19 protein-coding genes are annotated in these 22,297 nt (G+C 44.2%); 10 read left to right on the top strand and 9 right to left on the bottom strand.

All coding sequences use genetic code 11. From position 1 onward, the window contains the following. Positions 1-3 precede the first annotated feature (3 nt). The 5 genes from ATB74_RS21510 (at position 4) to ATB74_RS21490 (ending at position 4,991) form a co-directional block, all read left to right on the top strand. Positions 4-1,179, top strand: a complete 1,176-nt coding sequence (locus ATB74_RS21510) for a Gfo/Idh/MocA family protein (RefSeq protein WP_061019699.1) — start codon at positions 4-6, stop codon at positions 1,177-1,179. A 12-nt stretch (positions 1,180-1,191) separates the two neighbouring features. Then, entirely contained in the window at positions 1,192-2,178 is a 987-nt protein-coding gene (iolC, locus tag ATB74_RS21505; RefSeq protein WP_061019698.1) for a 5-dehydro-2-deoxygluconokinase, read from the top strand. 180 nt (positions 2,179-2,358) lie between these two features. Beyond that, a complete protein-coding gene (locus ATB74_RS21500; RefSeq protein ID WP_061019697.1) occupies positions 2,359-3,231 on the top strand; it encodes a 5-deoxy-glucuronate isomerase in 873 nt (290 codons plus the stop codon). 11 nt (positions 3,232-3,242) lie between these two features. Then, the gene (locus ATB74_RS21495; RefSeq protein WP_061019696.1) at positions 3,243-4,070 is read left to right on the top strand and encodes a class II fructose-bisphosphate aldolase; all 828 of its coding nucleotides are present in this window, start codon (positions 3,243-3,245) and stop codon (positions 4,068-4,070) included. Positions 4,071-4,145: 75 nt separating this feature from the next. Then, positions 4,146-4,991 carry a MurR/RpiR family transcriptional regulator gene (locus ATB74_RS21490; RefSeq protein WP_061019695.1) on the top strand — a complete coding sequence of 282 codons (846 nt, stop codon included), beginning with the start codon at positions 4,146-4,148 and terminating at the stop codon, positions 4,989-4,991. Positions 4,992-5,133: 142 nt separating this feature from the next. On the opposite strand, the gene ATB74_RS21485 is transcribed toward ATB74_RS21490, so the two are convergent. After that, on the bottom strand, positions 5,134-5,961 hold the full coding sequence (locus tag ATB74_RS21485; RefSeq protein ID WP_061019694.1) for a sugar phosphate isomerase/epimerase family protein: 828 nt from the start codon (positions 5,959-5,961) through the stop codon (positions 5,134-5,136). Positions 5,962-6,326: 365 nt separating this feature from the next. On the opposite strand from ATB74_RS21485, the gene iolG reads away from it, so the two are divergent. Next, entirely contained in the window at positions 6,327-7,313 is a 987-nt protein-coding gene (gene iolG / locus ATB74_RS21480; RefSeq protein ID WP_061019693.1) for an inositol 2-dehydrogenase, read from the top strand. A gap of 65 nt (positions 7,314-7,378) precedes the next feature. On the opposite strand, the gene ATB74_RS21475 is transcribed toward iolG, so the two are convergent. The 4 genes from ATB74_RS21475 to ATB74_RS21460 all read right to left on the bottom strand — a co-directional run bounded on the left by ATB74_RS21475 (position 7,379) and on the right by ATB74_RS21460 (position 12,201). Then, positions 7,379-8,212 carry a MurR/RpiR family transcriptional regulator gene (locus ATB74_RS21475; RefSeq protein ID WP_061019692.1) on the bottom strand — a complete coding sequence of 278 codons (834 nt, stop codon included), beginning with the start codon at positions 8,210-8,212 and terminating at the stop codon, positions 7,379-7,381. Between the two features lie 345 nt (positions 8,213-8,557). Beyond that, positions 8,558-9,574: an ABC transporter permease gene (locus tag ATB74_RS21470; RefSeq protein WP_061019691.1), complete on the bottom strand. Its 1,017-nt coding sequence runs from the start codon at positions 9,572-9,574 to the stop codon at positions 8,558-8,560. A gap of 38 nt (positions 9,575-9,612) precedes the next feature. Continuing rightward, positions 9,613-11,106, bottom strand: coding sequence for a sugar ABC transporter ATP-binding protein (locus ATB74_RS21465; protein WP_061019690.1), 1,494 nt, complete (start codon positions 11,104-11,106; stop codon positions 9,613-9,615). Between the two features lie 81 nt (positions 11,107-11,187). Next, positions 11,188-12,201 carry a sugar ABC transporter substrate-binding protein gene (locus ATB74_RS21460; protein ID WP_061019689.1) on the bottom strand — a complete coding sequence of 338 codons (1,014 nt, stop codon included), beginning with the start codon at positions 12,199-12,201 and terminating at the stop codon, positions 11,188-11,190. 658 nt (positions 12,202-12,859) lie between these two features. On the opposite strand from ATB74_RS21460, the gene ATB74_RS21455 reads away from it, so the two are divergent. Next, positions 12,860-14,839, top strand: coding sequence for a bifunctional 5-dehydro-2-deoxygluconokinase/5-dehydro-2-deoxyphosphogluconate aldolase (locus ATB74_RS21455; RefSeq protein ID WP_061019688.1), 1,980 nt, complete (start codon positions 12,860-12,862; stop codon positions 14,837-14,839). Positions 14,840-14,850: 11 nt separating this feature from the next. After that, a complete protein-coding gene (locus tag ATB74_RS21450) occupies positions 14,851-16,359 on the top strand; it encodes a CoA-acylating methylmalonate-semialdehyde dehydrogenase (protein WP_061019687.1) in 1,509 nt (502 codons plus the stop codon). A gap of 262 nt (positions 16,360-16,621) precedes the next feature. Here ATB74_RS21450 and ATB74_RS21445 read toward each other — a convergent pair whose 3' ends face one another. The 3 genes from ATB74_RS21445 to ATB74_RS21435 form a co-directional block, all read right to left on the bottom strand. Further along, positions 16,622-17,353, bottom strand: a complete 732-nt coding sequence (locus ATB74_RS21445; RefSeq protein ID WP_179946935.1) for a 3-oxoacid CoA-transferase subunit B — start codon at positions 17,351-17,353, stop codon at positions 16,622-16,624. Then, positions 17,353-18,009: a CoA transferase subunit A gene (locus ATB74_RS21440; protein WP_061019686.1), complete on the bottom strand. Its 657-nt coding sequence runs from the start codon at positions 18,007-18,009 to the stop codon at positions 17,353-17,355. Before ATB74_RS21440 ends, ATB74_RS21445 begins: the two co-directional genes overlap by 1 nt. A gap of 134 nt (positions 18,010-18,143) precedes the next feature. Next, positions 18,144-19,352: an acetyl-CoA C-acetyltransferase gene (locus ATB74_RS21435; RefSeq protein ID WP_061019685.1), complete on the bottom strand. Its 1,209-nt coding sequence runs from the start codon at positions 19,350-19,352 to the stop codon at positions 18,144-18,146. Between the two features lie 250 nt (positions 19,353-19,602). Here ATB74_RS21435 and ATB74_RS21430 point away from each other — a divergent pair, with 250 nt between their 5' ends. Continuing rightward, on the top strand, positions 19,603-20,493 hold the full coding sequence (locus ATB74_RS21430; RefSeq protein ID WP_061019684.1) for a TIM barrel protein: 891 nt from the start codon (positions 19,603-19,605) through the stop codon (positions 20,491-20,493). Between the two features lie 52 nt (positions 20,494-20,545). Next, a complete protein-coding gene (locus tag ATB74_RS21425) occupies positions 20,546-21,310 on the top strand; it encodes a sulfite exporter TauE/SafE family protein (RefSeq protein WP_081090161.1) in 765 nt (254 codons plus the stop codon). 166 nt (positions 21,311-21,476) lie between these two features. Here ATB74_RS21425 and mpaA read toward each other — a convergent pair whose 3' ends face one another. Beyond that, complete coding sequence (gene mpaA, locus ATB74_RS21420) at positions 21,477-22,187, bottom strand: murein tripeptide amidase MpaA (RefSeq protein WP_081090160.1); 711 nt, start codon at positions 22,185-22,187, stop codon at positions 21,477-21,479. Between the last annotated feature and the right edge of the window lie 110 nt (positions 22,188-22,297).

Here is a 22,297-nt window from a genome sequence, read left to right as displayed (position 1 = left end):
ATTATGTTTAATGAAGAACGTCGCTTTGAACAACCTCTACGTTGGGCAATGATTGGTGGAGGACGTGGTAGTCAGATTGGTTATTCCCATCGTAATGCTGCGCAGCGTGATGGTTTGTTTAAATTGGTGGCTGGAGCGTTTGATCTTGACGCCGAACGCTGCCGTGACTTTGGCACCAACCTGGGCTTAGCTGGTGATCGTTGCTACGCCAACTACAAAGAAATGTTTGCAGCGGAAGCGCAGCGTGAAGATGGCATTCAAGCGGTATCTATCGCAACGCCAAACTCAACACACTACGAAATTTGTAAAGCCGCACTGGAAGCCAGTCTTCACGTGGTATGTGAAAAGCCAATCACTTTTACGTCGGAAGAAGCAGAAGAGCTAAAAGTCATCGCGGCTCAAAATAACCGCGTCATCGGTGTGATGTACGGCTACAGCGGTTTCCCTATGGTTCAGCAAGCTCGCGAAATGGTACTGCGTGGCGATTTGGGTGACATTCGCGTCATCAATATGCAATTTGCTCACGGTTTTCATAATGAAGAATATGAGCTTAACGATCCAGGTCTGAAATGGCGTGTTAGCCCAGAAGTTTCGGGTCCAACTTATGTGTTAGGTGATATTGGCACACATGCGTTCTACCTGTGTGAAGTCATGACAGGTTTAGAAGTTGATCGTTTATCTTGCATGCGTCAAAGCTTCATTAAGTCGCGTACGCCGTTGGAAGATAACGCGCATGTGATGATGGAATTTAAAGGCGGAGCAGTCGGCACGCTTTGGGCATCGGCGGTTAATGCTGGCTCAATGCACCAACAAAAAATCAGAATCGTCGGCTCAAAAGCCTCCATTGAATGGTGGGATGAGCAGCCAAACCAACTTCGTTTAGAAGTACAAGGTGAACCATCACGTATCCTAGAGCGTGGTATGGGTTATTTGCATCAAGATGCACCAGGTGTGGCAGCGAATCGCGTTGGTGGTGGTCATGCGGAAGGCTATTTTGAGTCTTGGGCGAACCTTTATCACCGTTTTGCATTGGCTTTTGATGCCGCCGACCGTGATGACCAAAATGCATTGTCTGAGATTTGGTTCCCAGGAATCGATGCAGGTATCGAAGGCGTTCGTTTATGTGAGAAGTGTGTTGAGTCAGCTGACCAAAATGCAGCTTGGGTAGAATATAACTAATAGGGAAACACTATGACTAAGATTGCACTCCCTCAGGATCGTAAACTCGACGCCATCGTGTTAGGCCGCGCTGGGGTTGACCTTTACGCGCGTGAATTTAATACCGACATGGCCGACATTACCGGTTTCAACAAATTTGTAGGCGGTTCTGCAGCAAACATCGCGGTCGCGATTAGCCGTTTGGGTGGTAAAACAGGGTTTATTGGTTGCGTTGCTAATGATGCGTTTGGCGGTTACGTCAAAGGCTACATGGAAGAGCAGGGTATCAACCTTGATGGCATGATGACCGATAACTCAGGTTCTCGTACCTCGGTTGCGTTTACTGAAATGAAGCCAAGTGACTGTACGGTTCTGATTTATCGTAACAATGCATCAGATCTCACTATCAAGCCAGAGCAAGTGAGTGCGGACTATATTGCCAGCTCAAAAACACTGGTTGTAACGGGAACTGCGCTATCAGAAAGCCCAAGCCGAGAAGCAACGCTTGTCGCGATGGAACATGCTCGTAGAAGCGGCACAGTAGTCATTCTTGATGTGGATTATCGTCCTTATTCATGGCGTACCGATGTGGATGCTTCGATTTATTATGGCATAGCGTCAGGTTTGTCTGACATCGTGATTGGTAATCGCGAAGAGTTCGACATGATGGAAACCGTCCTTGCTCCAGGTAACAAAGATGATGACCAAACCGCGCAGCGCTTTCTACGTGAAAACACGCAAGTGGTTGTGATCAAAGCTGGTGAACTGGGCTCTAAAGTGTATTGCAAAGATGGCTATAAATTTGAGCAAGGCATTTTTAGAGTGAAAGCAAACAAACCGTTTGGCTCTGGTGATTCATTTGCAGGTGGACTGATTTGGACCTTGGTTAACGGCGGTGAATTAGAGGATGGTGTTCGTCATGGAACCGCGGCAGCTGCCATTAACGTGAGCGGTACTAGTTGTACGGAAGCTATGCCAACAAAAGAACAGTTGCTCGACTTTGTAGAGAGTAGAGCATAACGCTTTGGGCTTGAACCTTCATTGATTAAGAGGGTGTAAGCCAGCCGGGTCGGTATTTTTATAGTAATAAGACACTATGAATTGCAACCATCTCGCCCCGGCATTTTTGTCCGTTATGAATGAAACAATAAAAATTATGTTGAGTGGCGAAGACGACTCAACGACAGAGGAGAAAGAAGTATGGGTAAGCATATACCCCCGTTCAACAACCAAAATCAGCCGATTGTCGATGTGAATGATGACGTCACCCCACTTTGTTATTTTAACCAAGTACGCTTGAGCCAAAGTGAGCAACACATTCATACCGTTGAAGGTTATGAGTCTGTCGTCGTGCTTGCGGGTGGCACATGCTGCATTACCGTCAGTAACGGCAGTGATGAACCACAAGTGTTTGATAATATTGGTAAGCGCCGTACGGTTTGGGACGGTGAGCCTGAATCTGTTTATGTACCGCTTGGCTATTCAGCGACCATTGATTGTGTAAGTGAAAGTGCAGATGTGATGATTGCAGGTGGTAAATTTGATGCCTCATTAGAACCGTTCTGCGTTCGAGCTGATGAAGTTGAAATGGTTCAATACGGCTCAGATGATACAAAAACACACCGTAAGATCAAACATGTGCTCGGGCAAAGTAACGCAGACAAACGTGGCCGTTTACTTGTCAGTGAGCTATTTACGGTTGGCGCTGGTGGTTGGTCTGGTTTTCCTCCGCATAAACATGATGAAGACCGCGTCAAAGAAGATGGCAGCAAAGAGACATTGTACGAAGAGGTGTATCAATTCCGTTTCAATCCTGATTTTGGTTTCGGCGCACAGTTTTTATATGAACATGAAGACGATTTTGGCCCTGTTTATCACGTTCGTACGGGTTCAGTAATTGCTATTGATAAGGGGTACCACCCGAGTGTAGCAGCGCCGGGCTATGAAATGTATTACTTCACTATCATCGTAGGGAAAACGTCTAAGTCTCTGATTCAGCACTTTGACCCTCACCATGAATATCAGGTTGAAACCATTCCAGGCATCAAGGATATGATCGCTAAGTTTAAGTAGAGGGAAACGTTATGTTGGTTAATTTAAACGATTTATTACCTGATGCCGCTGCATCAAATTATTCAGTTCCCTGCTTTAATGTCTTTGGCTTTGAAGATGCTCGCGCAGTCGTAGAGGCTGCGGAAGAAGTGAACAAACCGGTTATCTTAGCGTGTAACAAAGATGTTGTTGATTTTTATGGGGTAGAAACGGCAGCGGCGATGTTTTTAGGTCTAGCGACTAAAAGCACAGTGCCAGTTTGTCTGCATCTCGATCATACCTATGAAGAAGACATTGTATATCGAGCATTAAAGGCGGGCTTTAGCTCGGTGATGTTCGACGGCTCACAGCTGAGTCTAGAAGAAAATATCGCTCGAACTCGCAAAGTTGCAGATGTTGCTCATGCGTTGGGCGCTTCGGTAGAGGGTGAGATTGGCTCTGTTCCGTACGATGAAGGTCGTGACCATATCAAAACTATAGATACTAGCCCTGCAGATGCAGCTAGGTTTGCTCGCGAAAGTGGTGCTGATTGCGTCGCAATCTCTGTCGGGAATGTTCACCGTTTAACCGAACCAACATGCACTATTGATTTTGGCTTACTTGATCGTATTGCGGCCGAAGTGACTATACCATTGGTGATACATGGGGCTAGCGGTATTCGAGACGAGGATATGGCGAGGCTTAAGCAAAGTCGTGTCTCTAAGTTCAATATCGGCACCTGCTTACGTCAAGCCTTAGGTAACAATCTACGCGGCTATATGAATGATGAACCTGAGAAGTTTGATAGAATTTACTTCATGCAAAAAGCAATGCCGTACGTAAAAGATGAAGCTATTCGAAACTTCGAACTTTTATCTTAGAATTAATACCCCAAGTGTTAAAGCTTGGGGTATTATTGATTTATAAACCAATATTTAACGGGAAAGAAGTTAGGTATGGAAGTTGAAACTAACGAGATTGTACATGTGCCTAGTGATTTAGACTCTCTGAAAGAGTTAATCGTCAAACGCTATGACAATTTGAGTCAACGCTTACAGCAAGTCGCGGACTATGTGTTAGCCCAGCCTATGCTAGTTGCCGTTGAGACGATGGCGACCATTGCGGAACAAGCAAATGTCCCATTGTCGACATTAAGTCGATTTTCAAATGCGATGGGCTTTAGTGGGTTTAGCCAAATGCAGGCGCTGTTTAGAGACCAATATCTAAATAGACCTCGGGATTATAAAGACCGAGTGCGTAAAGCCAGAGACCAAGTAACATATCAACCAGAATCGCCAACCGCTATTTTTAATGATTACGGTGTCGCTAACGTTGAAGCGATAGAAAAGTTACAAGTATCAGTTTCACCACAGAAGCTTGAGAGAGCCGTGAGCCTGATGGATCAAGCCGAAACAATATATATACAAGGGATGCGCCGAGCTTATCCAGTTGCTTTTTACCTTTGGTATGCTTTGATGAAGTCAGATAACAATGTTGTCTTGCTTGACGATCATGGAGGGATGCTGACCCCTATGATCCGCAATATGAACGAGAAAGATGTATTGCTAACTGTGACTTTTGCCCCCTATGCAATAGAAACCAGTAATGTCATCGAGTGCGCTCATGACCGAGGTGTTCCTATCATCGCGATTGCAGATAACCAGATGATGGCGCATGGCAGCAAGATGGACGTGTGTTTTGAAGTGGAAGAAGGGGAAGTGATGGGCTTTCGCTCACTGAGTTCTTCGATGTACCTAGCTCAAACATTAGCCGTGAGTTTGATGTGCCGTGAGATTAAATAGCGTTTACCTCAGAACGTTCTAGATAACACTAAAAAGCCGATAATTATCGGCTTTTTTAATGTTTGTGAAGAACCTAAATAAAGTCACTTCCGAGCATAGAAAAAGCTACCGTATTGGTAGCTTTTTTTGGCTCACGGTTTGGTTATGAGAACAAACGCTTCATTCCTGAAAGCATGCTGGTGGCTGTCTCGTAATGATCGCCTTCCCAAAGTTGATCATTGAGAAACTCACCAGAATAGAACCCGTCATATCCCGTACTTTGAATGGCTGACGTCCATTCTTGTAGTGGAATTTCACCTTGGCCTAGCAAGCAATTTCTAAGCTCTTTCTCATCGACCCAAGGCGCACCAATTCCAGGGCGGTGTCCATCGGAAAGGTGAACATTGTAGATGAGCGATTTATCGACTTTTGCCATGTCTTCCGGTGTTGCCCCGCGGCATGCCCAGAAGTGCCAAGTGTCGAGCACAAAGCCAAAGTTATCTCGGTTGACTGCATCATGTAATTGATAATATTGCTCTAACGTAGCAATGGGGGTCCATGCTGCACCTTCGTATTGGAAGCGGATTCCATGCTCTCTTCCGATATCGGTTATATTGCGGATGTTTTGCGCAGTAATACGAATGTTATCTTCAACCGATAGACCTGTCAGCGCCTCGAAAGCGTTTAATTGAATGGTTGGCGCACCAATGTCTTTGGCAAACTGACACAGAATCTCTGTATCTCTAAATAACTGGTTTTGTGCTTCTTTGGTCGTACTCTCCACACTACCGATAATATCGATCGCAGAAGGTGCAATATTGGCGTCGTTTAGCCTTGTTTTTAGGTCTTGGCTCGTTAAACCAGCATTGATGTATCGCCACAATTTTTCTGTATGGATTTCTAACCCATCATAGCCTGTTTCTTTGGCCAAACGGATATCGCTAACAATATTATTGTGTAGTGAACACATCCCGTGTAGTGCATAGCGCATAAAGTAGTCCTTTGTCAGTCGCCAAAAAGCTTGTGCTGCTGGCGTAATTAATCGCGTTAAGAATATTATCTTTCTAATGATAAATTTTTTCCATTTTATTTATTTTTATTTGTGATATTAACTAGGTAAAAACAAGTTTGACTACTTTTCGATTGATTTTTCGTGGATTTATGAGGTTTTATCATGTAATTTTGGTGATAATATTTTTTCATTATTGTTGGCTGTTAGTTCTATGTTCGGGCTTAACGGATTCTGTTGATGAAAATGGAATATAAATTGGAAATCAGAGGGTCACTAAGATGTGACTCTATTTAGCTAGTGCTGTTTATTCACTTAAGCAGCCACTCTACGTCATGAGGGAAAGTATGTTTAACATCGCTTTATTTGGTGCGGGACGCATTGGCAAGGTTCACGCGGTTAATATTAATAACCACCCGAGAACAACCTTGTATTCTATTGTAGATCCATATGTTGAGGGCGCTAACCAACTAGCAAGCCAATACAATGCAAAAATCCAAACAATTGAAGAGGCTATGGCTGACCCTAATATCCATGGAGTTTGTATTGGTTCTGCAACCGACACACACGCTGATTTTATTGAGCTAGCGGCAAAGAATGGTAAGACAATTTTATGTGAAAAGCCTATCGACTTAGAATTGAGCCGTGTTCGTGATTGCTTGGGCGTGATTGAACAATATCCAGTGCCAATGCTGGTTGGTTTCAATCGCCGCTTTGACCCTCAGTTTCGCAAGCTAAAAACTCAGTTAGGTGCTGGTGTGATCGGTAAGGCAGAATCGCTGCTGATTACGTCTCGTGACCCTTCGCCACCACCTGCACATTACGCTAAAGCTTCTGGTGGTATGTTTCGCGATATGAGCATCCATGATCTTGATATGGCGCGCTTTATCCTTGGAGAAGATCCAATTTCAATTACGGCACACGGTAGTTGTATGGTTGATAAAGCTATTGGTGAAGCTGGAGATATTGATACTGCTGTTATCGTTATGAACTTTCCATCGGGCGCGATTGCCACTATTTCAAACAGCCGTCGTTCTGGTTATGGCTATGATCAGCGCCTTGAACTGCATGGCGAGAAAGGCTTACTACAAGCGGGCAATATGAAGGAAGATCTCGTTCAGCATTGGGGAGAAAGTGGCTGTGTTAGCGCGAAACCGCAATATTTCTTCTTAGAACGTTACGAACAAGCATATATCAATGAATGGGAGCACTTTGTTGAAATTCTAGCGGGTGAAGCAGCGCCGCTTTGCAGTGGTAAAGATGGAGAGTTCGCTCTCGTGCTTGCTGAGGCTGCTTTAGAGTCCATGAACACTGGGGCAACGGTCAAACTCTAACCAAGAGGTTTGTAGCTTTATTCACCCGCAAGGTGTTACTGGCCTAGGCAAGGCAGAACTTAGAATTAATCGAGGGTTCTGCCTTTTTTAAATGCGAGTGATATTGCCAAAGATTGTGCAAGACATAATGAAGCCGACTGTGATCGAAAGGCATCGACACTGGCTTCTTTTACCGTAAAACACACGTCGCTGAATGCCGACAGTGGGCTGACTTGGTTGTCTGTAATCACGATTTGCTTGGCCCCCGCTTTAGACGCTATTTCACACAGTTTGATGGTTTCTTCTGCATATGGATTAAAGCTAATTGAGACAATCACATCATTAGGCCCAACCATACTTACCTGTTCTTCAAACATCCCGCCTAAACCATCGATAAGGAACGCTCTACATTCGATATGACGTAGTGCATATGTGAGGTATGACGCCACGCTAAATGAGCGTCTTAGCCCAATTAGATAAATGTTATCAGCATTGGCTAGAACATCGACTGCTTGCTTGAGCTTCTCGGAAGAGGTGAGCTTGGCGAGTTGCATCATTGCATGTGAGTTGGCTTGAGCAAATTCGTATAAAATATCTTCAGGCTCTTCTTGCAGACTGCCATCATTGAGCTCCTTAACTAAACGTGTACGTTGAGTGTAGCTGGCGGTTTCTTCTACAAGGTATTGACGGAATATTTGTTTCAACTCGTTAAAACCATTAAACCCAAAGGCATTTGCAAAGCGTATTAGTGTCGACGGTGGAACATCGGCCGCCTTGGCAATGACGGCAACGGTGTCAAAGGCAATGCTGTTTGAATTTTCGAGTACATAATGCGCGACTTGTTGTAGTCGTTTGCTCAAGGTACTGTGTTGTAGGCGAATTTGGTTCTCCAATTCGTTGAGATTCGTAGCTGTATGCATAAACAATATCCTAAGTTTAACGGCGAAGATGACCGGAATGTTTTCTATATATCAGAGTAGATAGATTATGTGAAGTCGAGTTGGCTTAGATGAAACATTTATTTCATTTGAGATGATATTTAAGACAGAGACATAACAATCACGCTCTAAACAAAAAAATGCCACGAGAGTGATGAGCTTACGTGGCATGGAAAACCTCATTTGAGGGCCCTACATTCAACTTGTTGTATGAGCGATTTATTGATGGTTAACATCAACGCTTAGCACTTTTTGTGTATCACATTAGTATTCTTGATCACGATGTTAAAGCCTGCGTAAATGCATAGTGGCTAATCATCTACGTATTTATTTACTTTTCTTTTGGCGCTTCATATCAAAAATAACGGCTACGACAATCACTAAGCCTTTTACTACTTGTTGCCAATAGGCTGATACATTGAGTAGGTCGAGTCCGTTTTGTAGTACTCCCATAATCATGGTGCCTACGATAGTTCCTTGGATTGTTCCTATTCCGCCGGCATGCGATACCCCACCAACAGTGGCAGCAGCGATAGCATCAAGCTCATACATGTTACCTAAGCCAGGTTGACCTGAGTTGATTCGAGCTGTCAAGATAAGTGCTGCAATACCAGCTAGAAGGCCAGCGTAGACGTAGACGAGAATTTTGTACTTTGTGACGTTGATCCCCGATACGTAAGCAGCAGTTTCGTTGCCGCCGATAGCATAAGCATATTTGCCAAATCTGGTGTAGTTGAGGAGTACATAGGTGAACAATGCCATAACGAGGAATATCACTACGGGCACGGGGATCCCTACAATGTTTCCTTGTCCGATCCATTGGTATGAATCGATTAGGCTACTGATAGGGCGACCGTCTGAATAGAGTAATGCAGCCCCTCGAGCGATGATCATCATGCCCAGTGTAGCAATGAACGGAGGGATTCCTGTATAGGCGATGAGTGCGCCGTTAATCAACCCACAGAGTGCACCAACTCCTAATGCAACCAAAATCGGAACAATAACAGGCAGCTCAGGTAGGTTGGGGTACATTCTCATCCCCCAATCGAGGGTTTGAGCTGTGCTCGCTGAGACTACAGCTGCAACCGCAAGTACTGAGCCGGATGAAAGGTCAATACCGCGAGTGATGATGATGATTGTTACACCTAAGGCGAGCAGGCCGATACTGGCCATCTGAGTCATTACATTAAGTAAATTGGCAACGGTGAGAAACACCGGAGACAGAATACTCATGACAATACACATGCCGACAAAGACGACGTAGATCGCGTACTTGGATAAAAAACGTGTTTTTTTGCCAGTTTCGGGCTGTTCTGAAGTGGCTTGAAGAAGTTTAGCTATCATAACTACTTTCCTTGATATGTTGGACTAGCTTATTGTTTTTAGTTGAACGCCAATGACATGACTTGTTGTTGTGAGGCTTCGTGACCGTCGAGCTCACCTTTAAATTGCCCATCGTGCATGACGAGAATGCGGTCGCTCATTCCAATCACCTCTGGTAACTCAGATGAGATCATGACCAAGCTTTTCCCCATGCCGGTGAGCAGGCGCATCAATTTATAGATTTCAGATTTGGCGCCAACATCAATGCCTCGAGTTGGCTCGTCGAGAAAGAGAATGTCTGGTTTCGTTAACATCCAACGCGCGAGCAATACTTTTTGTTGGTTGCCACCACTTAAATTATCAATGGCTTCAGACATGCCAGGCGTTTTTACTTTGAGAGTCGAACATTGCGTTGAGCAGTCTTTTTGCATTTTTCTTACATCAAGTAGGCTAACGACTTTATTGCGATAAGCATCAAGGTGGGCGATGGAGGTGTTAGCGAAAATATCCAGCATCAAGTAAAGCCCGGAGTGACGTCGGTCTTCTGTTAGGAAGGCCATTTTGTGATTGATAGCATCGGTTGGCGTTTTGATTTCTACTTGATCGCCGTTGATCCAAATCTCACCGACATCTTTTTGTCTTACGCCAAACAGAGTTTCAATTAATTCGGTGCGCCCAGAGCCAACAAGGCCAGCGATGCCAAGAATTTCACCTTCATGCAGCTTGAAGCTGATGTCACTAAATTGCCCCTCAACAGTTAGATTTCGGACGTCTAATCTGACTTTTCCCGGTTTGGCGGTGATCGGTGGATAAACATCGCCTAAATTACGTCCTACCATCATGTGAACGAGTTCGTCATTATTAGTCGATGAAGCTTCTCTCTCGCCAATAAAATTGCCGTCTCGGAAGATCGTGATGTCATCACAGATACGGAATATTTCGTCCATTTTATGGCTGATATATACGACCGCCACTCCCTGAGATTTAAGTAGTTCTATGATCTCAAATAGGTGGTCAACTTCTTTACCTGTAAGGGCTGAAGTTGGTTCATCCATGATGATCACTTTCGAGTGATACGAAATGGCCTTTGAAATCTCGATCATCTGCATTGTGGCTACCGTGAGCTCACTCATAGGCGTTCGAGGGTCGAGTTGCAGGTCCAATTTTTCTAACAGCTTGGTAGTGTCGCTGTACATTTTTCCGTGATCGATAAGGTTGAATGGTCCTTTGGTCGGCTCTCTACCTAGCCAAATGTTTTCTGCAATACTTCGGTGAAGTATTGGGGACAACTCTTGGTGGATCATCGATATTCCAGCTTCAAGGGCATCTTTAGCACCACTGAAGTTAACTGGCTGACCTTGATAATGGATGGTGCCGCTATCTCTTTGGTAAATACCAAAAAGAACTTTCATTAGGGTGGACTTACCTGCGCCGTTTTCGCCCATTAAGGCCATGACACGACCTTCTTTTAATGTGAGTTGCACATTATCAAGGGCTTTCACTCCGGGAAATGACTTTGATATTCCACGCATTTCTAGTAAGGCTTGGCTCATATTTACTGCTCCGATTGAAATGATCTATGCATCGAACTTTGTTAGTGGGGTGGCACATAGATCATATGAGTGAAGAGGGCGTTAGCCTTGCTTAGCTTTGAATTCTTCTAGGTTGTCTTTGGTAACAAGCTCTGCAGGAATCCAAGTGATTTTCTCGCGTGGCTGATTTTTGATACCACTGATTGCGGCATCAATTGCGCCCCGAGCTTGGCCACCACCATCTTGGAATACAGTGGCGTCAAGAGCGCCATTTTCAATTGCCATTAAGCCATCAGGAGTTGCATCAACGCCGACCACAATCGTGTCATCGAGTTTTCCAGCAGCACGCAGAGCTTGAATTGCACCTAGAGCCATATCATCGTTATTGGCAATAATTACATCGAGTTTATCTCCCGAATTGATCCAGTTTTCCATTACTACCATTGCTTGTGATCGTTGCCATAGAGCGGTTTGTTTACGAGTGATGTTGAAATCAGGCTTATCTTGGAAGTAATCTTCGACGCCTTCTGTACGAAGAATTGCAGCTTCAATTGTCATCATGCCCATCAGAATTCCAATGTTTCCACCTTCACTTTTATCTGCGACATACTTAGCTTGTTCTTTACCAAATTGCAGCTCTTCAGAGCCAACGTACGCAACACCTTCAGGTAAATAAGAAGGGCGACGGTTGAGGTAAACGAGCTCAATTCCGGCATCTAGAATCTTGTCCGTCATAGGTTGGGTCGCGTCAGTATTAACTGGTACTAAAATGATGCCGTCGACTTGTTGGATAATGAAGTTTTGAACTTGGCCAAGCTGTTTCACTGTGTCTTCCTTGGCGTCCACAAAAATGAGCTCAACGTTATCTTGCTTTTCAGCGTATGCCGTCATGGAATCTTTCATGTTTACAAGAAATGTATCGTCGAAGTTGGGGATCGCGACACCTATTGTGACGACATCACTTTTTGTCTCTTCACCACCACAGGCAACGAGGCTGAGTAAACCTATTGCAATGAACCCTGTTTTTACTCGTCTTGCTGCTGAGCTTTGGAAGATGGTGGTTTTGTGAGCAAAACGACGTATGAACTTTGAAAATGTGTTTGTTATCGATGACATGCTATGTCTCCTTGTTGTTATCACTGCTTCTGCCAATTACAAAATATTTTGCGATTGAATCTCCGAGAGTGCTTTATTTCTCCTAGAGATTTGGCAACTTTCATTCCTTTAAGTAGACGTTTTAAACTTCCACTTCACTGAAAAATATTTTTCATTTTCATCGTGAGTAACTATATATTCAGAATTTTTTTTTAGCCATTAGATATAATGCGCAATTGTTATAATTGTTACATAGATCTTGTGGTTGTTAAGCTTTGTGGTGAGGTTGTCTTTGTTTAACTTGTTGATTTCTATTAATTTATAATTAAACCTCTCATTTTAATTATGGCTAAGCCATTGATTTTAATTGTTAAAAAAATATAATGATTGAAATTGTTCGAATGAAAAAATAAGTGAAAAATATTTTCTGACTTTTCCTTTATTTCTGAGCTTAAAGTCTGCTTTTGCGATTAAATGTAAACTCGATCACTTTAATGAACTGTATGTTTCGTTTTTCTTTGATTTTGGAATTTTTATTTCATATAAAGGGAGAGTGCAGTCTACAGGTGAGATTTATTTCTATGGCTGAGTTTTAGTTTGCAGAGGTGACAGAGTTTCCTCTTCGTAAGCGATGAGAGCTGAATATAAGCGAACCAATTTGTCTACAAGGAATGGGATTATGCAGTTACAAGATAAAACACTGGATTTGATTTGTTTGGGGAGAGTGGCGGTTGACCTCTATGGGCAACAAATTGGTTCGCGATTAGAATCTATGGGGTCATTTTCGAAATATTTAGGAGGGTCGTCGGGCAATGTTGCTTATGGGACAGCAAGGCTTGGATTAAAGTCATCAATGCTTGCTCGTGTTGGTGATGAGCATATGGGGCGGTTTGTTCGCGAGGAGTTGCAATCTGTAGGGGTTGATACTCGCCATCTCATCACCGATCGTGATCGTTTAACAGCTTTAGTATTGTTAGGCATAAAAGATGAAGAGACGTTTCCACTAATTTTCTATCGTGATAATTGTGCCGATATGGCGCTTAGTGTGGATGATATTTCAGAATCTTACATAGCCTCAGCACGATGCTTAGCGATTACAGGTACTCACCTTTCAAACCCGCAGACCCGAGATGCGGTATTACTCGCCTTAAAATATGCTCGTAAGCACGGTGTTAAAACTGCGTTGGATATCGACTATCGGCCCGTTCTTTGGGGATTAACTAGCCTTGGCGATGGCGAAACTCGCTATATCGATTCTGCTGAAGTGACGCATCAACTTCAGCAAGTATTACCCCTTTTCGACCTTATTGTTGGTACCGAAGAGGAGTTTCATATTGCGGGCGGCTCCACAAATACAGTTGTCGCTCTAAAGTCGGTTCGATCTGTGAGCCAGGCTGAACTCGTGTGCAAACGAGGTGCGCTGGGTAGTTCTGTTTTTTCGGGTGATGTGCCTGATTCGCTGGATGAGGGTATCACTGTAGAAGGCGTTAAAGTGGATGTTCTTAATGTACTTGGTGCGGGTGATGCCTTTATGTCTGGCCTGCTACGAGGTTACCTCAATGATGAAGGTTGGGAGAAAGCTTGCGCTTATGCCAACGCGTGTGGTGCATTAGTGGTATCACGCCATGGCTGTGCGCCAGCTATGCCTACTAAAGAAGAGTTAGATAATTATTTAGCTCGTGCCCAAGATGTTCTGCGACCAGATCAAGACAGTCAACTAAACCATTTACACCGAGTTACGACACGTCAAACTCAGTGGGATGAATTATGTGTTTTGGCATTCGATCACCGTAGTCAGTTTGAACAAATGGCGAAAGATGTTGGCGCTGATCTTGACCGTATTTCGATACTGAAGCAGTTGATCTATAAGGCGTCGCTAGATGTCTGCCAAGAAGAGAATCTGTCTGGACAGTTTGGTTTGCTTTGTGATGGTACTTTTGGTCAGCCAGTCCTTAATACTGCAACCGGCACAGGTACCTGGATTGGCAGACCGGTAGAAGAACCTGGTTCTAGACCTTTGCAATTAGAGCATGGCGACATCGGCAGTCAGTTGAGAACTTGGCCACTTGAACATGTTGTGAAGTGTTTGGTTTTTTGCCACCCAGACGATGACATTGCCTTGCGTCTATCACAAGAAAAGACAGTAAAAGAAGTCTACGACGCGTGTTGCCAATCGGGGCACGAATTGCTGCTAGAGGTTATTTTACCCAAGGAAATGACGTTGGGGGATAAGCAGTATCTTACGTTGATGAATCAATTTTATTCCATTGGTGTTAAACCTGACTGGTGGAAATTACCGCCGCTTTCGGAGTCGTCCTGGAACCAAGTGGAGTTGTTGATACAAGACAATGACCCACATTGTCGAGGCATATTGATTCTTGGACTGGATGCGAAATTAGATGAGGTACAAGCTGGATTTAATGCCGCAGCAAATTGTTCGCTGGTAAAAGGCTTTGCGGTTGGGCGAACAATATTCGGATTGCCATCAAGTCTGTGGCTATCGAATGACATAAATGATCAGGAGCTCATTGCTCAAATAAAGTCGAACTATTCGAACTTGGTTAGAGCATGGCAACAGCGCAATGTATCTACATCTTGTCAGTCATCTTTACAGTCTCGTCTTAAATCACAAGGCGCACCTTCATTGATTTCCAACTAAAGGACCCAGTTATGAAAACCGTATTTAATTTTATTAATGGTGAAATAAGCGACTATCAAACGGAACGCGTTGCTCCGATCTTTGATCCGGCAACAGGCCTGCAAACAAAGCAAGTTGTTTTAAGTAATGAAGAACAAACGGCACAAGCTATTGAGTCCGCTCAACATTCTCATCTGGGGTGGGCTAAAACATCACCATTGAAACGTGCCCGTGTGTTGTTTGCATTTAAAGCCTTAGTCGAGGCTAATCTTGACCGTTTAGCGCGCCTGATCTCTAGTGAGCATGGGAAGGTCTATTCAGATGCCGTTGGGGAGTTAGCTCGAGGACTCGAAGTGGTTGAGTTTGCTTGTGGTATCCCACATCTACAAAAAGGCGAGCACTCATCTAATGTTGGCACTGGCATAGATAGTCATTCATTAATGCAGCCATTGGGCGTGTGCGTTGGCATCACACCATTTAATTTCCCTGCAATGGTTCCTATGTGGATGTTCCCTGTAGCACTGGCTACGGGTAATACATTTGTTTTGAAACCTTCTGAAAAAGATCCGTCACTGGCCATAGAACTGGCTTTGTTACTTAAAGAAGCAGGGCTACCCGATGGCGTCTTCAATGTGGTAAATGGCGATAAACGAGCTGTGGATGTATTGCTTACCGATGAACGTGTACAAGCGGTCAGCTTTGTTGGCTCTACACCGATTGCGGAGTACATCTATACCACAGCTTCTGCTCATGGTAAGCGTTGCCAAGCATTGGGTGGTGCGAAAAACCACTGCTTAGTGATGCCAGATGCTGACCTAGATATGACCTCTCAAGCCATCATGGGAGCGGCATATGGCGCTGCGGGTGAACGTTGTATGGCATTATCTGTGGTAGTGGTTGTCGGGGATGAAACGGCCGATCGTTTAACCGATAAATTACAAACGCAGATACAGTCCATGCGAGTCGGGCCTGGGATTGTGGAAGGACGGGAAAACGATATGGGTCCTGTTATTTCAGCGGCTCATAAACAAAAAATTTGTGATTATATTTCTGAGGGAGAGTTGCAAGGTGCTTCACTTCTGGTTGATGGACGATCGCTTGAGGTTAAAGGCCACAAAGAGGGGTATTTTGTTGGGCCGACTTTGTTTGACCATGTTTCCCCTGAGATGATAATTTACAAAGATGAAATTTTTGGTCCAGTGTTGGTGATTGTGCGAGTACCTAATTATGCAACGGGCTTAGACCTAATTAATCGACACGAGTATGGTAATGGTACGGCTATTTTTACTCGAGGTGGTGAGGCTGCGCGTCAGTTTCAAGAAGAGGTGTTGGCTGGGATGGTGGGTATCAATGTCCCTCTTCCTGTACCAATGGCATTTCATAGTTTTGGCGGGTGGAAACGCTCTATCTTTGGGCCTTTAAATATGCACGGTAATGATGGGGTTCGTTTTTATACAAGAATGAAAACGGTCACGAGTCGCTGGCCTGCCAGCGTGCGATTGGAAGAGCACACTAGCAGCTTTAACTTTCCGACGATGTAATCGGAGCTATTGTTTTAGGTAGTTTCAAAATAAGCAGTAGCCATTTAGGTTACTGCTTTTTTGTACTAAAAAAGGAAGATACGCAGTTACTGCATTAGATGATGCGTTTAATTAATCGAAAGGATCGGTGCTTTTTAATCGATAACCTTGGTGCAGCCGTGAACACAATAAAAAAGCCCATGCTGTAACAGCATGGGCGAATATGACGTGGAGCAGTCATAACAAATAAAAACGCAGTAACACGATTCACTATTTAGAAAATCTAATGTTTTGGAAGTGGCATAATGTTGAGAGGTGTCGGGATTATCAAGGTTGCTTCTGTTGCTTGTTGCACTTCTTCAGGGGTGTAGCCAGGGGCTATCTCCGTTAATATCATTTGGGACTTATGAATGGATATCACGCCCATCTCTGTGATGACCATGTCGACCTGATTAAGCGCGGTTAATGGCAGAGAGCAGGTTTTAAGAAGCTTGTGTTTACCTTTCGCTGTATGCTCCATTGAGACGATGACTTTTTTTGCGCCTACGACTAGATCCATAGCACCTCCCATCCCTGGGACCATTTTCCCAGGGATAATCCAGTTAGCAAGATTACCTTGCTCATCGACTTGCAGTGCTCCGAGAACCGTTACATCAACATGACCACCGCGAATAATGGTGAAAGAGTCGGCACTGTTAAAATAGCTTGCGCCTTTGGTTGCAGTAATCGGTTGTCCACCTGCATTGACTAAATCGGCGTCCGTATTACTGTCGTCAGCAATAGCATCAATACCAAGTAATCCATTTTCAGATTGCAGTATGAGCTCGACTTCCGAATCAATTTCATTTGCAACCAAAGAGGGCATGCCGATCCCCAAGTTCACGACGTCGCCGTCATGCAGTTCTTGAGCTACTCTCCAAGCAATATTTCGGCGTATTACTGCCTTATCGGTAATCTTGCTTGCCAAAGGCGCATCGCCATAAACAGATTGAGGTTTACAAATAATATCCGTCATTATTTCGCTTCCTTTTGATAGACGTGATCTACATATAGACCTGGGGTATGTACTGACTCTGGTTCGATGTCGCCAACTGGAACAAGTTTTTCAGCTTCAACAATCACAAGGTCTGCAGCGGTCGCCATTAATGGATTGAAGTTTTGAGTGGTTTTCTTGTAAAACACATTTCCTTTGGTATCGACAACTGAACCGCGTATAAAAGCAAGGTCCGCGCGCAGAGGTTTTTCTAATAAATAATCTTCCCCATCAATATTGATAACTTGTTTACCCTCAGCCACCATAGTGCCAAGGCCTGTTGGGGTGAGAATGCCGCCAAGTCCAGCGCCTCCTGCGCGAATACGCTCGGCTAATGTACCTTGTGGCACCAGTTCGACATCTAGCTCTTGATTGTTCATTTGGTGCCCCGTTTCTGGGTTGGTACCAATGTGAGATGCATAGAGTTTTTTGATGAGTTTTGCTGCAATAAGTCGACCGGAACCTGTAGTTTGAGTCCCAGTATCGGTCGAAATTAGCGTGATGTCTTGGATGTTATGTTCGAGTAGTAGGTCGATAAGGTTCTCTGGTGCGCCATTTGCCATAAAGCCGCCAATCATGATGGTCATCCCATCATGCAATTTTTCCGCAATCTCGTTGGCACTAATTTTTTTTCTCATAATTCGCCCCTATACAGAGTTGGCTCATCGCCTTGTCTAACTTAATTTTTGGTATGACTGCGGCTGATAATTTTTACACAATCATGCTATTTGTTTTTTACTTGGTCGTTTCTACGTTGTCGTTTAGTACTTGGCTACGAGCAACGTTTGATGATTACGGCAGTACCCATGCCTCCACCTATACATAAAGACGCTAAGCCATAGTCTTGTTGCTTTCGCTCTAGTTGATACGCCAAGCTGACAAGAATACGGATCCCAGATGCACCAAGTGGATGGCCTAAAGCAATAGCACCGCCGTTATGGTTTGTGCGTTCTAGTATCCAGCTTTGATCAACGTTGTGTTTCTCTGCGAGCTGCTTTGTAACGCCGATAGCTTGAGCTGCAAAGGCTTCATTAAGCTCAAAATACTCGATGTCTTGCAGTGAAAGGTCGGACTTTTCCAGTGCATTGGTGATCGCGGGAACGGGGCCTAGCCCCATAATGTCCGGAGACAAACCTGCTTGAGCGTAGCTAACGATTTCTGCCATCGGCTTTAGTTGGTATCGCTCTACTGCTGATTTGGATGCCAAGATGATCGCGGCTGCACCATCGTTAATACCCGAGGCATTTCCTGCTGTAACAGTGCCATCTTTTTTAAACGCTGGACGTAAACGACTAAGACTCTCTGATGTGCTATCTGTCTTTGGATATTCATCAAGCTCGACGGTATATTGTTTTCGACGCAACGATACTTCTATTGGTTCAATTTCACTTTTAAAACCGTGGCTCTCCAGTGCGCTTGCTGCGTTTAGCTGACTTTTGAGTGCAAACGCATCTTGTTCTTCACGCGAAATAGATAAGGATTCTGCAATGTTTTCTGCAGTGATACCCATGTGATAATGATTAAATGCATCGGTTAAACCATCGGTAATGATGCTGTCTTCTAACGAAATATTTCCCATACGAACGCCACTTCTAACTTTGTGCGTTTGTACAAATGGGGCTTGAGACATGCTCTCCATTCCGCAGGCAACAACGATCTCAGCATCACCCGCTTTGATATGACTTGCCGCATCCATGACCGTTTTCATCCCACTTCCACAAATCATATTGAGAGTGTATGCAGGGACTGTTTCTGGAATACCGGCTTGAATTGAGGCTTGGCGACCCGGTCCCATACCAATACCAGCACTGAGTACGTTACCGACTATTACTTCATCAATAAGCGTCGGGTCGATATGACATTGACTGATTGCACCTTTAATTGCAGCTGCGCCTAGTGTGGGCGCAGAAACTGAAGATAGTGCGCCGTTGAAGCTGCCAATTGGTGTACGTTTCGCTGCAATAATGTAGATAGGTTCCATCGTAATATCCTGTATCAAGGTAAAGCTGAGTTAACAGTTCAATGAGGCGCTGAGAGTTCGTAAATACACAGAACGCAGCGTGCGGTTATTCTTTGTTGATGAATTCATTCTAAAGGCACTGAGAAGGAGGTGTTATAGCCGTTGGTAGAAACGCGGTTTGCATAAATGCAACATGAGGCTGCAAGTAATTGGCGTATATTACTTAAGCGTTATTGCTGCGTATTAACGCTAAATCGAATGGAGAATAGTCATGAATAGCTTAATTGCATGCGCACCTTGTTGTTGGGGCGTGGAGTCTGCCACTAACGTCCATAATCCATCATGGAATACCGTTATCGTGGAAAGTAAAGCCGCTGGATATCAAGGAATAGAGCTTGGCCCATTTGGCTATATGCCTCTAAAAGGAGAGCTTGTTAATACGGCGATCAAAGCTAATGGCTTGGTGATCTGTGCTGGTACACTTTTTGAACCGCTTTCATCTTTAGAGCATAAAGAGGACATCTTGAACCGAACACATGATTTATGCTCGATGCTTCAACGTATTGGCAGCAAAAAGCTGGTCGTGATTGATTGTGTAAATGATGTGCGCAGTGCATGCGCTGGATTGAGCGACGAAGCTCCAAGATTAGGCAACCAGCTCTGGGACATAATGATGCAAACCATTCGTGATATTGCTGCTATCGCTAGATATTATGATATTCGCCCTGTTGTTCATCCTCATGCGGGTGGTTATATAGAGTACCGTGATGAAATTGACCGAATGTTGGCTGATTTATCGAGAGAAGAGGTTGGGCTCTGTTTAGATACTGGTCATCTGTATTATGCCGCCATGGATCCAGCGAAAAGCCTAATTGAGTACGCATCTCGATTAGAATATGTCCATTTCAAGGATATCAATGACGCCGTATTTTCCGATGTTATCGAAAGCAAGGTAGGTTTCTGGGCTGCTTGCGCACAAGGAGTGATGTGTCCTATCGGCGAAGGTGCGATCAACTACGCCGAAGTACAGTTGGCTATCAATCAAATCGGTTATTCAGACTGGATCACTATTGAACAAGAGCGTGCTCCCCAAGATGCTGATGGAACTCTAGCTGATATCAAACGCAGTCGATTGTTTTTGAATCAAAAAGGGTTTGGTTAATGGTTAGGTATAGCATTGCTAAAAAAACCTTAGTCAACAAAGGGTACAGCACATGCTCATTGTGACTGAACCTTGGTTTTATGTGACTGCGATTCCCGCCGTGTTGATTTATGGAATTGGAAAAGGGGGATTAGGCGGTGCGTTAGGTATTATCGCTGTTCCCCTTATGGCAATAACCATTGCACCTACTCAAGCTGCTGCCATCTTATTGCCAATATTGTGTGTAATGGATGTGTTTGCGGTAAAACATCATTATCGTAATGCTGATTATTCAGTCATTAAGAACATGCTTCCTGGGGCGGTTGTTGGCGTCATCTTGGCAGGGTTGTTTCTGAGTATTACACCTGAGGCTGGATTGAAGTTACTCATTGGGCTTCTTTCTCTGCTATTTTGCGGTCAGTATTTACTCTTGGGTGTGGACGAGAAAAAAGCGGGTGGAAAAATAAGTGCGTGGTTTTGGAGCACGTTGAGTGGTTTTTCTAGCACTGCAATTCACGCGGGCGGTGGGCCAGCAAGTATTTACATGTTGCCATTGAAACTGGATAAAGTTGTTTTGGTAGCGACCATGGCCGTATTGTTTGGCTTAGTCAATTTAGCCAAATTGGTTCCTTATGCTGCCTTAGGTGAGTTCGATACGATCAATATGATGACGGCATTGATTCTGATGCCTCTCGCTCCTGTTGGCGTTAAGCTCGGAGTGTGGTTATTACATCGCGTTAATCAAATATGGGTGTATCGATTGTGTTATCTGTTTCTTTTTATTTCAGGAATTAAGTTGACGGTTGACGGCTTAGTGAGTGTCGTTCTGTTTTGTTAGTATTGGGTATTAAGTTAAATGACTTCCCACATGCGTAGTCATTTATATATTGATCTGCTCCTGTATCTGTGGACACGAACATAAGCGAATTTTATATACTTTCAATAATTTACGTTTCGCTAAATTTGCATTTAAGGTGAACGGAATTTTCCGAAAATAAGTTTGTTTAATCGCTATTATCAAATTCTAACACTGCGATAAACGCATCTAAATACTGCTCGATAGTCAGATCCGCAGATACGGGCGGTAGCTCTACAGTAATGCATGGCAGGTTTCTTTCTTGGCACCAAGTGCCGAATGAGCCTGGAGTTTCGTAATCCACGTCTTCAACGAGCGGTAGGTTGAACTGTTTGCCTAGCCAAGTGGCAAGTTCCGATTGACTTGGGTCGTCGACCATGGCGAGTGGTTCGTGGAAAGAGATGACGAACTTGGGTTTGCGCTGTTCAATGAGGTTGATCAGTGATTGCACTTCAGGTTCTAGCTGGTCGGTTTGTCCCGTTTTTACTTTTACATCTCTGACTGGTGTGTGAGAACTCCAGCGATAGACGGTGCCGTTTTCTGTCCAATTTTGAGTCGGAAAGGCGCGGTTCAGATCGACTTGATTGGCGTTGGCGCGTGTGCCTAATTGATTGCCGTCTGGGTTCATCGACAGAACCACATCATGTCGCAAATTGGCGGCTGGCAAACTTCTTAGTGCGCAAGACAAGCCTGCGATAGAAGCGGTTTCATCACCGTGTGTGCCTGCTAAAATCAGCCCGCGAGATTCGCTTTCTATTTGCGCGGGGAAATAGATCAAAAGCGCACCCAACACTGATTTCCCATATGATAGCGGCTTTATTGAAAACGCAGCTCTTTCCGTTCTTGGAATTAAACTCACCTTTATCTCCTGATTGATCAAGTACTATCAAGTATTAACGATTACACAAGCTTACTTAAATAAACTAAAGCGTTAAAACTCGTCAACAGTCGCATTGTTAATTTTATTAC

It is taken from the genome of Vibrio splendidus (assembly GCF_001557875.1).
GTDB classification, from domain to species: Bacteria; Pseudomonadota; Gammaproteobacteria; order Enterobacterales; family Vibrionaceae; genus Vibrio; species Vibrio splendidus_F.
This window is presented reverse-complemented; position numbering and strand designations above follow the sequence as displayed.

Coding starts and splice junctions, on each gene's coding strand:
- ATB74_RS21510 (WP_061019699.1), top strand. CDS start 4: ATGTTTAATGAAGAACGTCGCTTTGAACAACCTCTACGTTGGGCAATG.
- iolC (WP_061019698.1), top strand. CDS start 1,192: ATGACTAAGATTGCACTCCCTCAGGATCGTAAACTCGACGCCATCGTG.
- ATB74_RS21500 (WP_061019697.1), top strand. CDS start 2,359: ATGGGTAAGCATATACCCCCGTTCAACAACCAAAATCAGCCGATTGTC.
- ATB74_RS21495 (WP_061019696.1), top strand. CDS start 3,243: ATGTTGGTTAATTTAAACGATTTATTACCTGATGCCGCTGCATCAAAT.
- ATB74_RS21490 (WP_061019695.1), top strand. CDS start 4,146: ATGGAAGTTGAAACTAACGAGATTGTACATGTGCCTAGTGATTTAGAC.
- ATB74_RS21485 (WP_061019694.1), bottom strand. CDS start 5,961: ATGCGCTATGCACTACACGGGATGTGTTCACTACACAATAATATTGTT.
- iolG (WP_061019693.1), top strand. CDS start 6,327: ATGTTTAACATCGCTTTATTTGGTGCGGGACGCATTGGCAAGGTTCAC.
- ATB74_RS21475 (WP_061019692.1), bottom strand. CDS start 8,212: ATGCATACAGCTACGAATCTCAACGAATTGGAGAACCAAATTCGCCTA.
- ATB74_RS21470 (WP_061019691.1), bottom strand. CDS start 9,574: ATGATAGCTAAACTTCTTCAAGCCACTTCAGAACAGCCCGAAACTGGC.
- ATB74_RS21465 (WP_061019690.1), bottom strand. CDS start 11,106: ATGAGCCAAGCCTTACTAGAAATGCGTGGAATATCAAAGTCATTTCCC.
- ATB74_RS21460 (WP_061019689.1), bottom strand. CDS start 12,201: ATGTCATCGATAACAAACACATTTTCAAAGTTCATACGTCGTTTTGCT.
- ATB74_RS21455 (WP_061019688.1), top strand. CDS start 12,860: ATGCAGTTACAAGATAAAACACTGGATTTGATTTGTTTGGGGAGAGTG.
- ATB74_RS21450 (WP_061019687.1), top strand. CDS start 14,851: ATGAAAACCGTATTTAATTTTATTAATGGTGAAATAAGCGACTATCAA.
- ATB74_RS21445 (WP_179946935.1), bottom strand. CDS start 17,353: ATGACGGATATTATTTGTAAACCTCAATCTGTTTATGGCGATGCGCCT.
- ATB74_RS21440 (WP_061019686.1), bottom strand. CDS start 18,009: ATGAGAAAAAAAATTAGTGCCAACGAGATTGCGGAAAAATTGCATGAT.
- ATB74_RS21435 (WP_061019685.1), bottom strand. CDS start 19,352: ATGGAACCTATCTACATTATTGCAGCGAAACGTACACCAATTGGCAGC.
- ATB74_RS21430 (WP_061019684.1), top strand. CDS start 19,603: ATGAATAGCTTAATTGCATGCGCACCTTGTTGTTGGGGCGTGGAGTCT.
- ATB74_RS21425 (WP_081090161.1), top strand. CDS start 20,546: ATGCTCATTGTGACTGAACCTTGGTTTTATGTGACTGCGATTCCCGCC.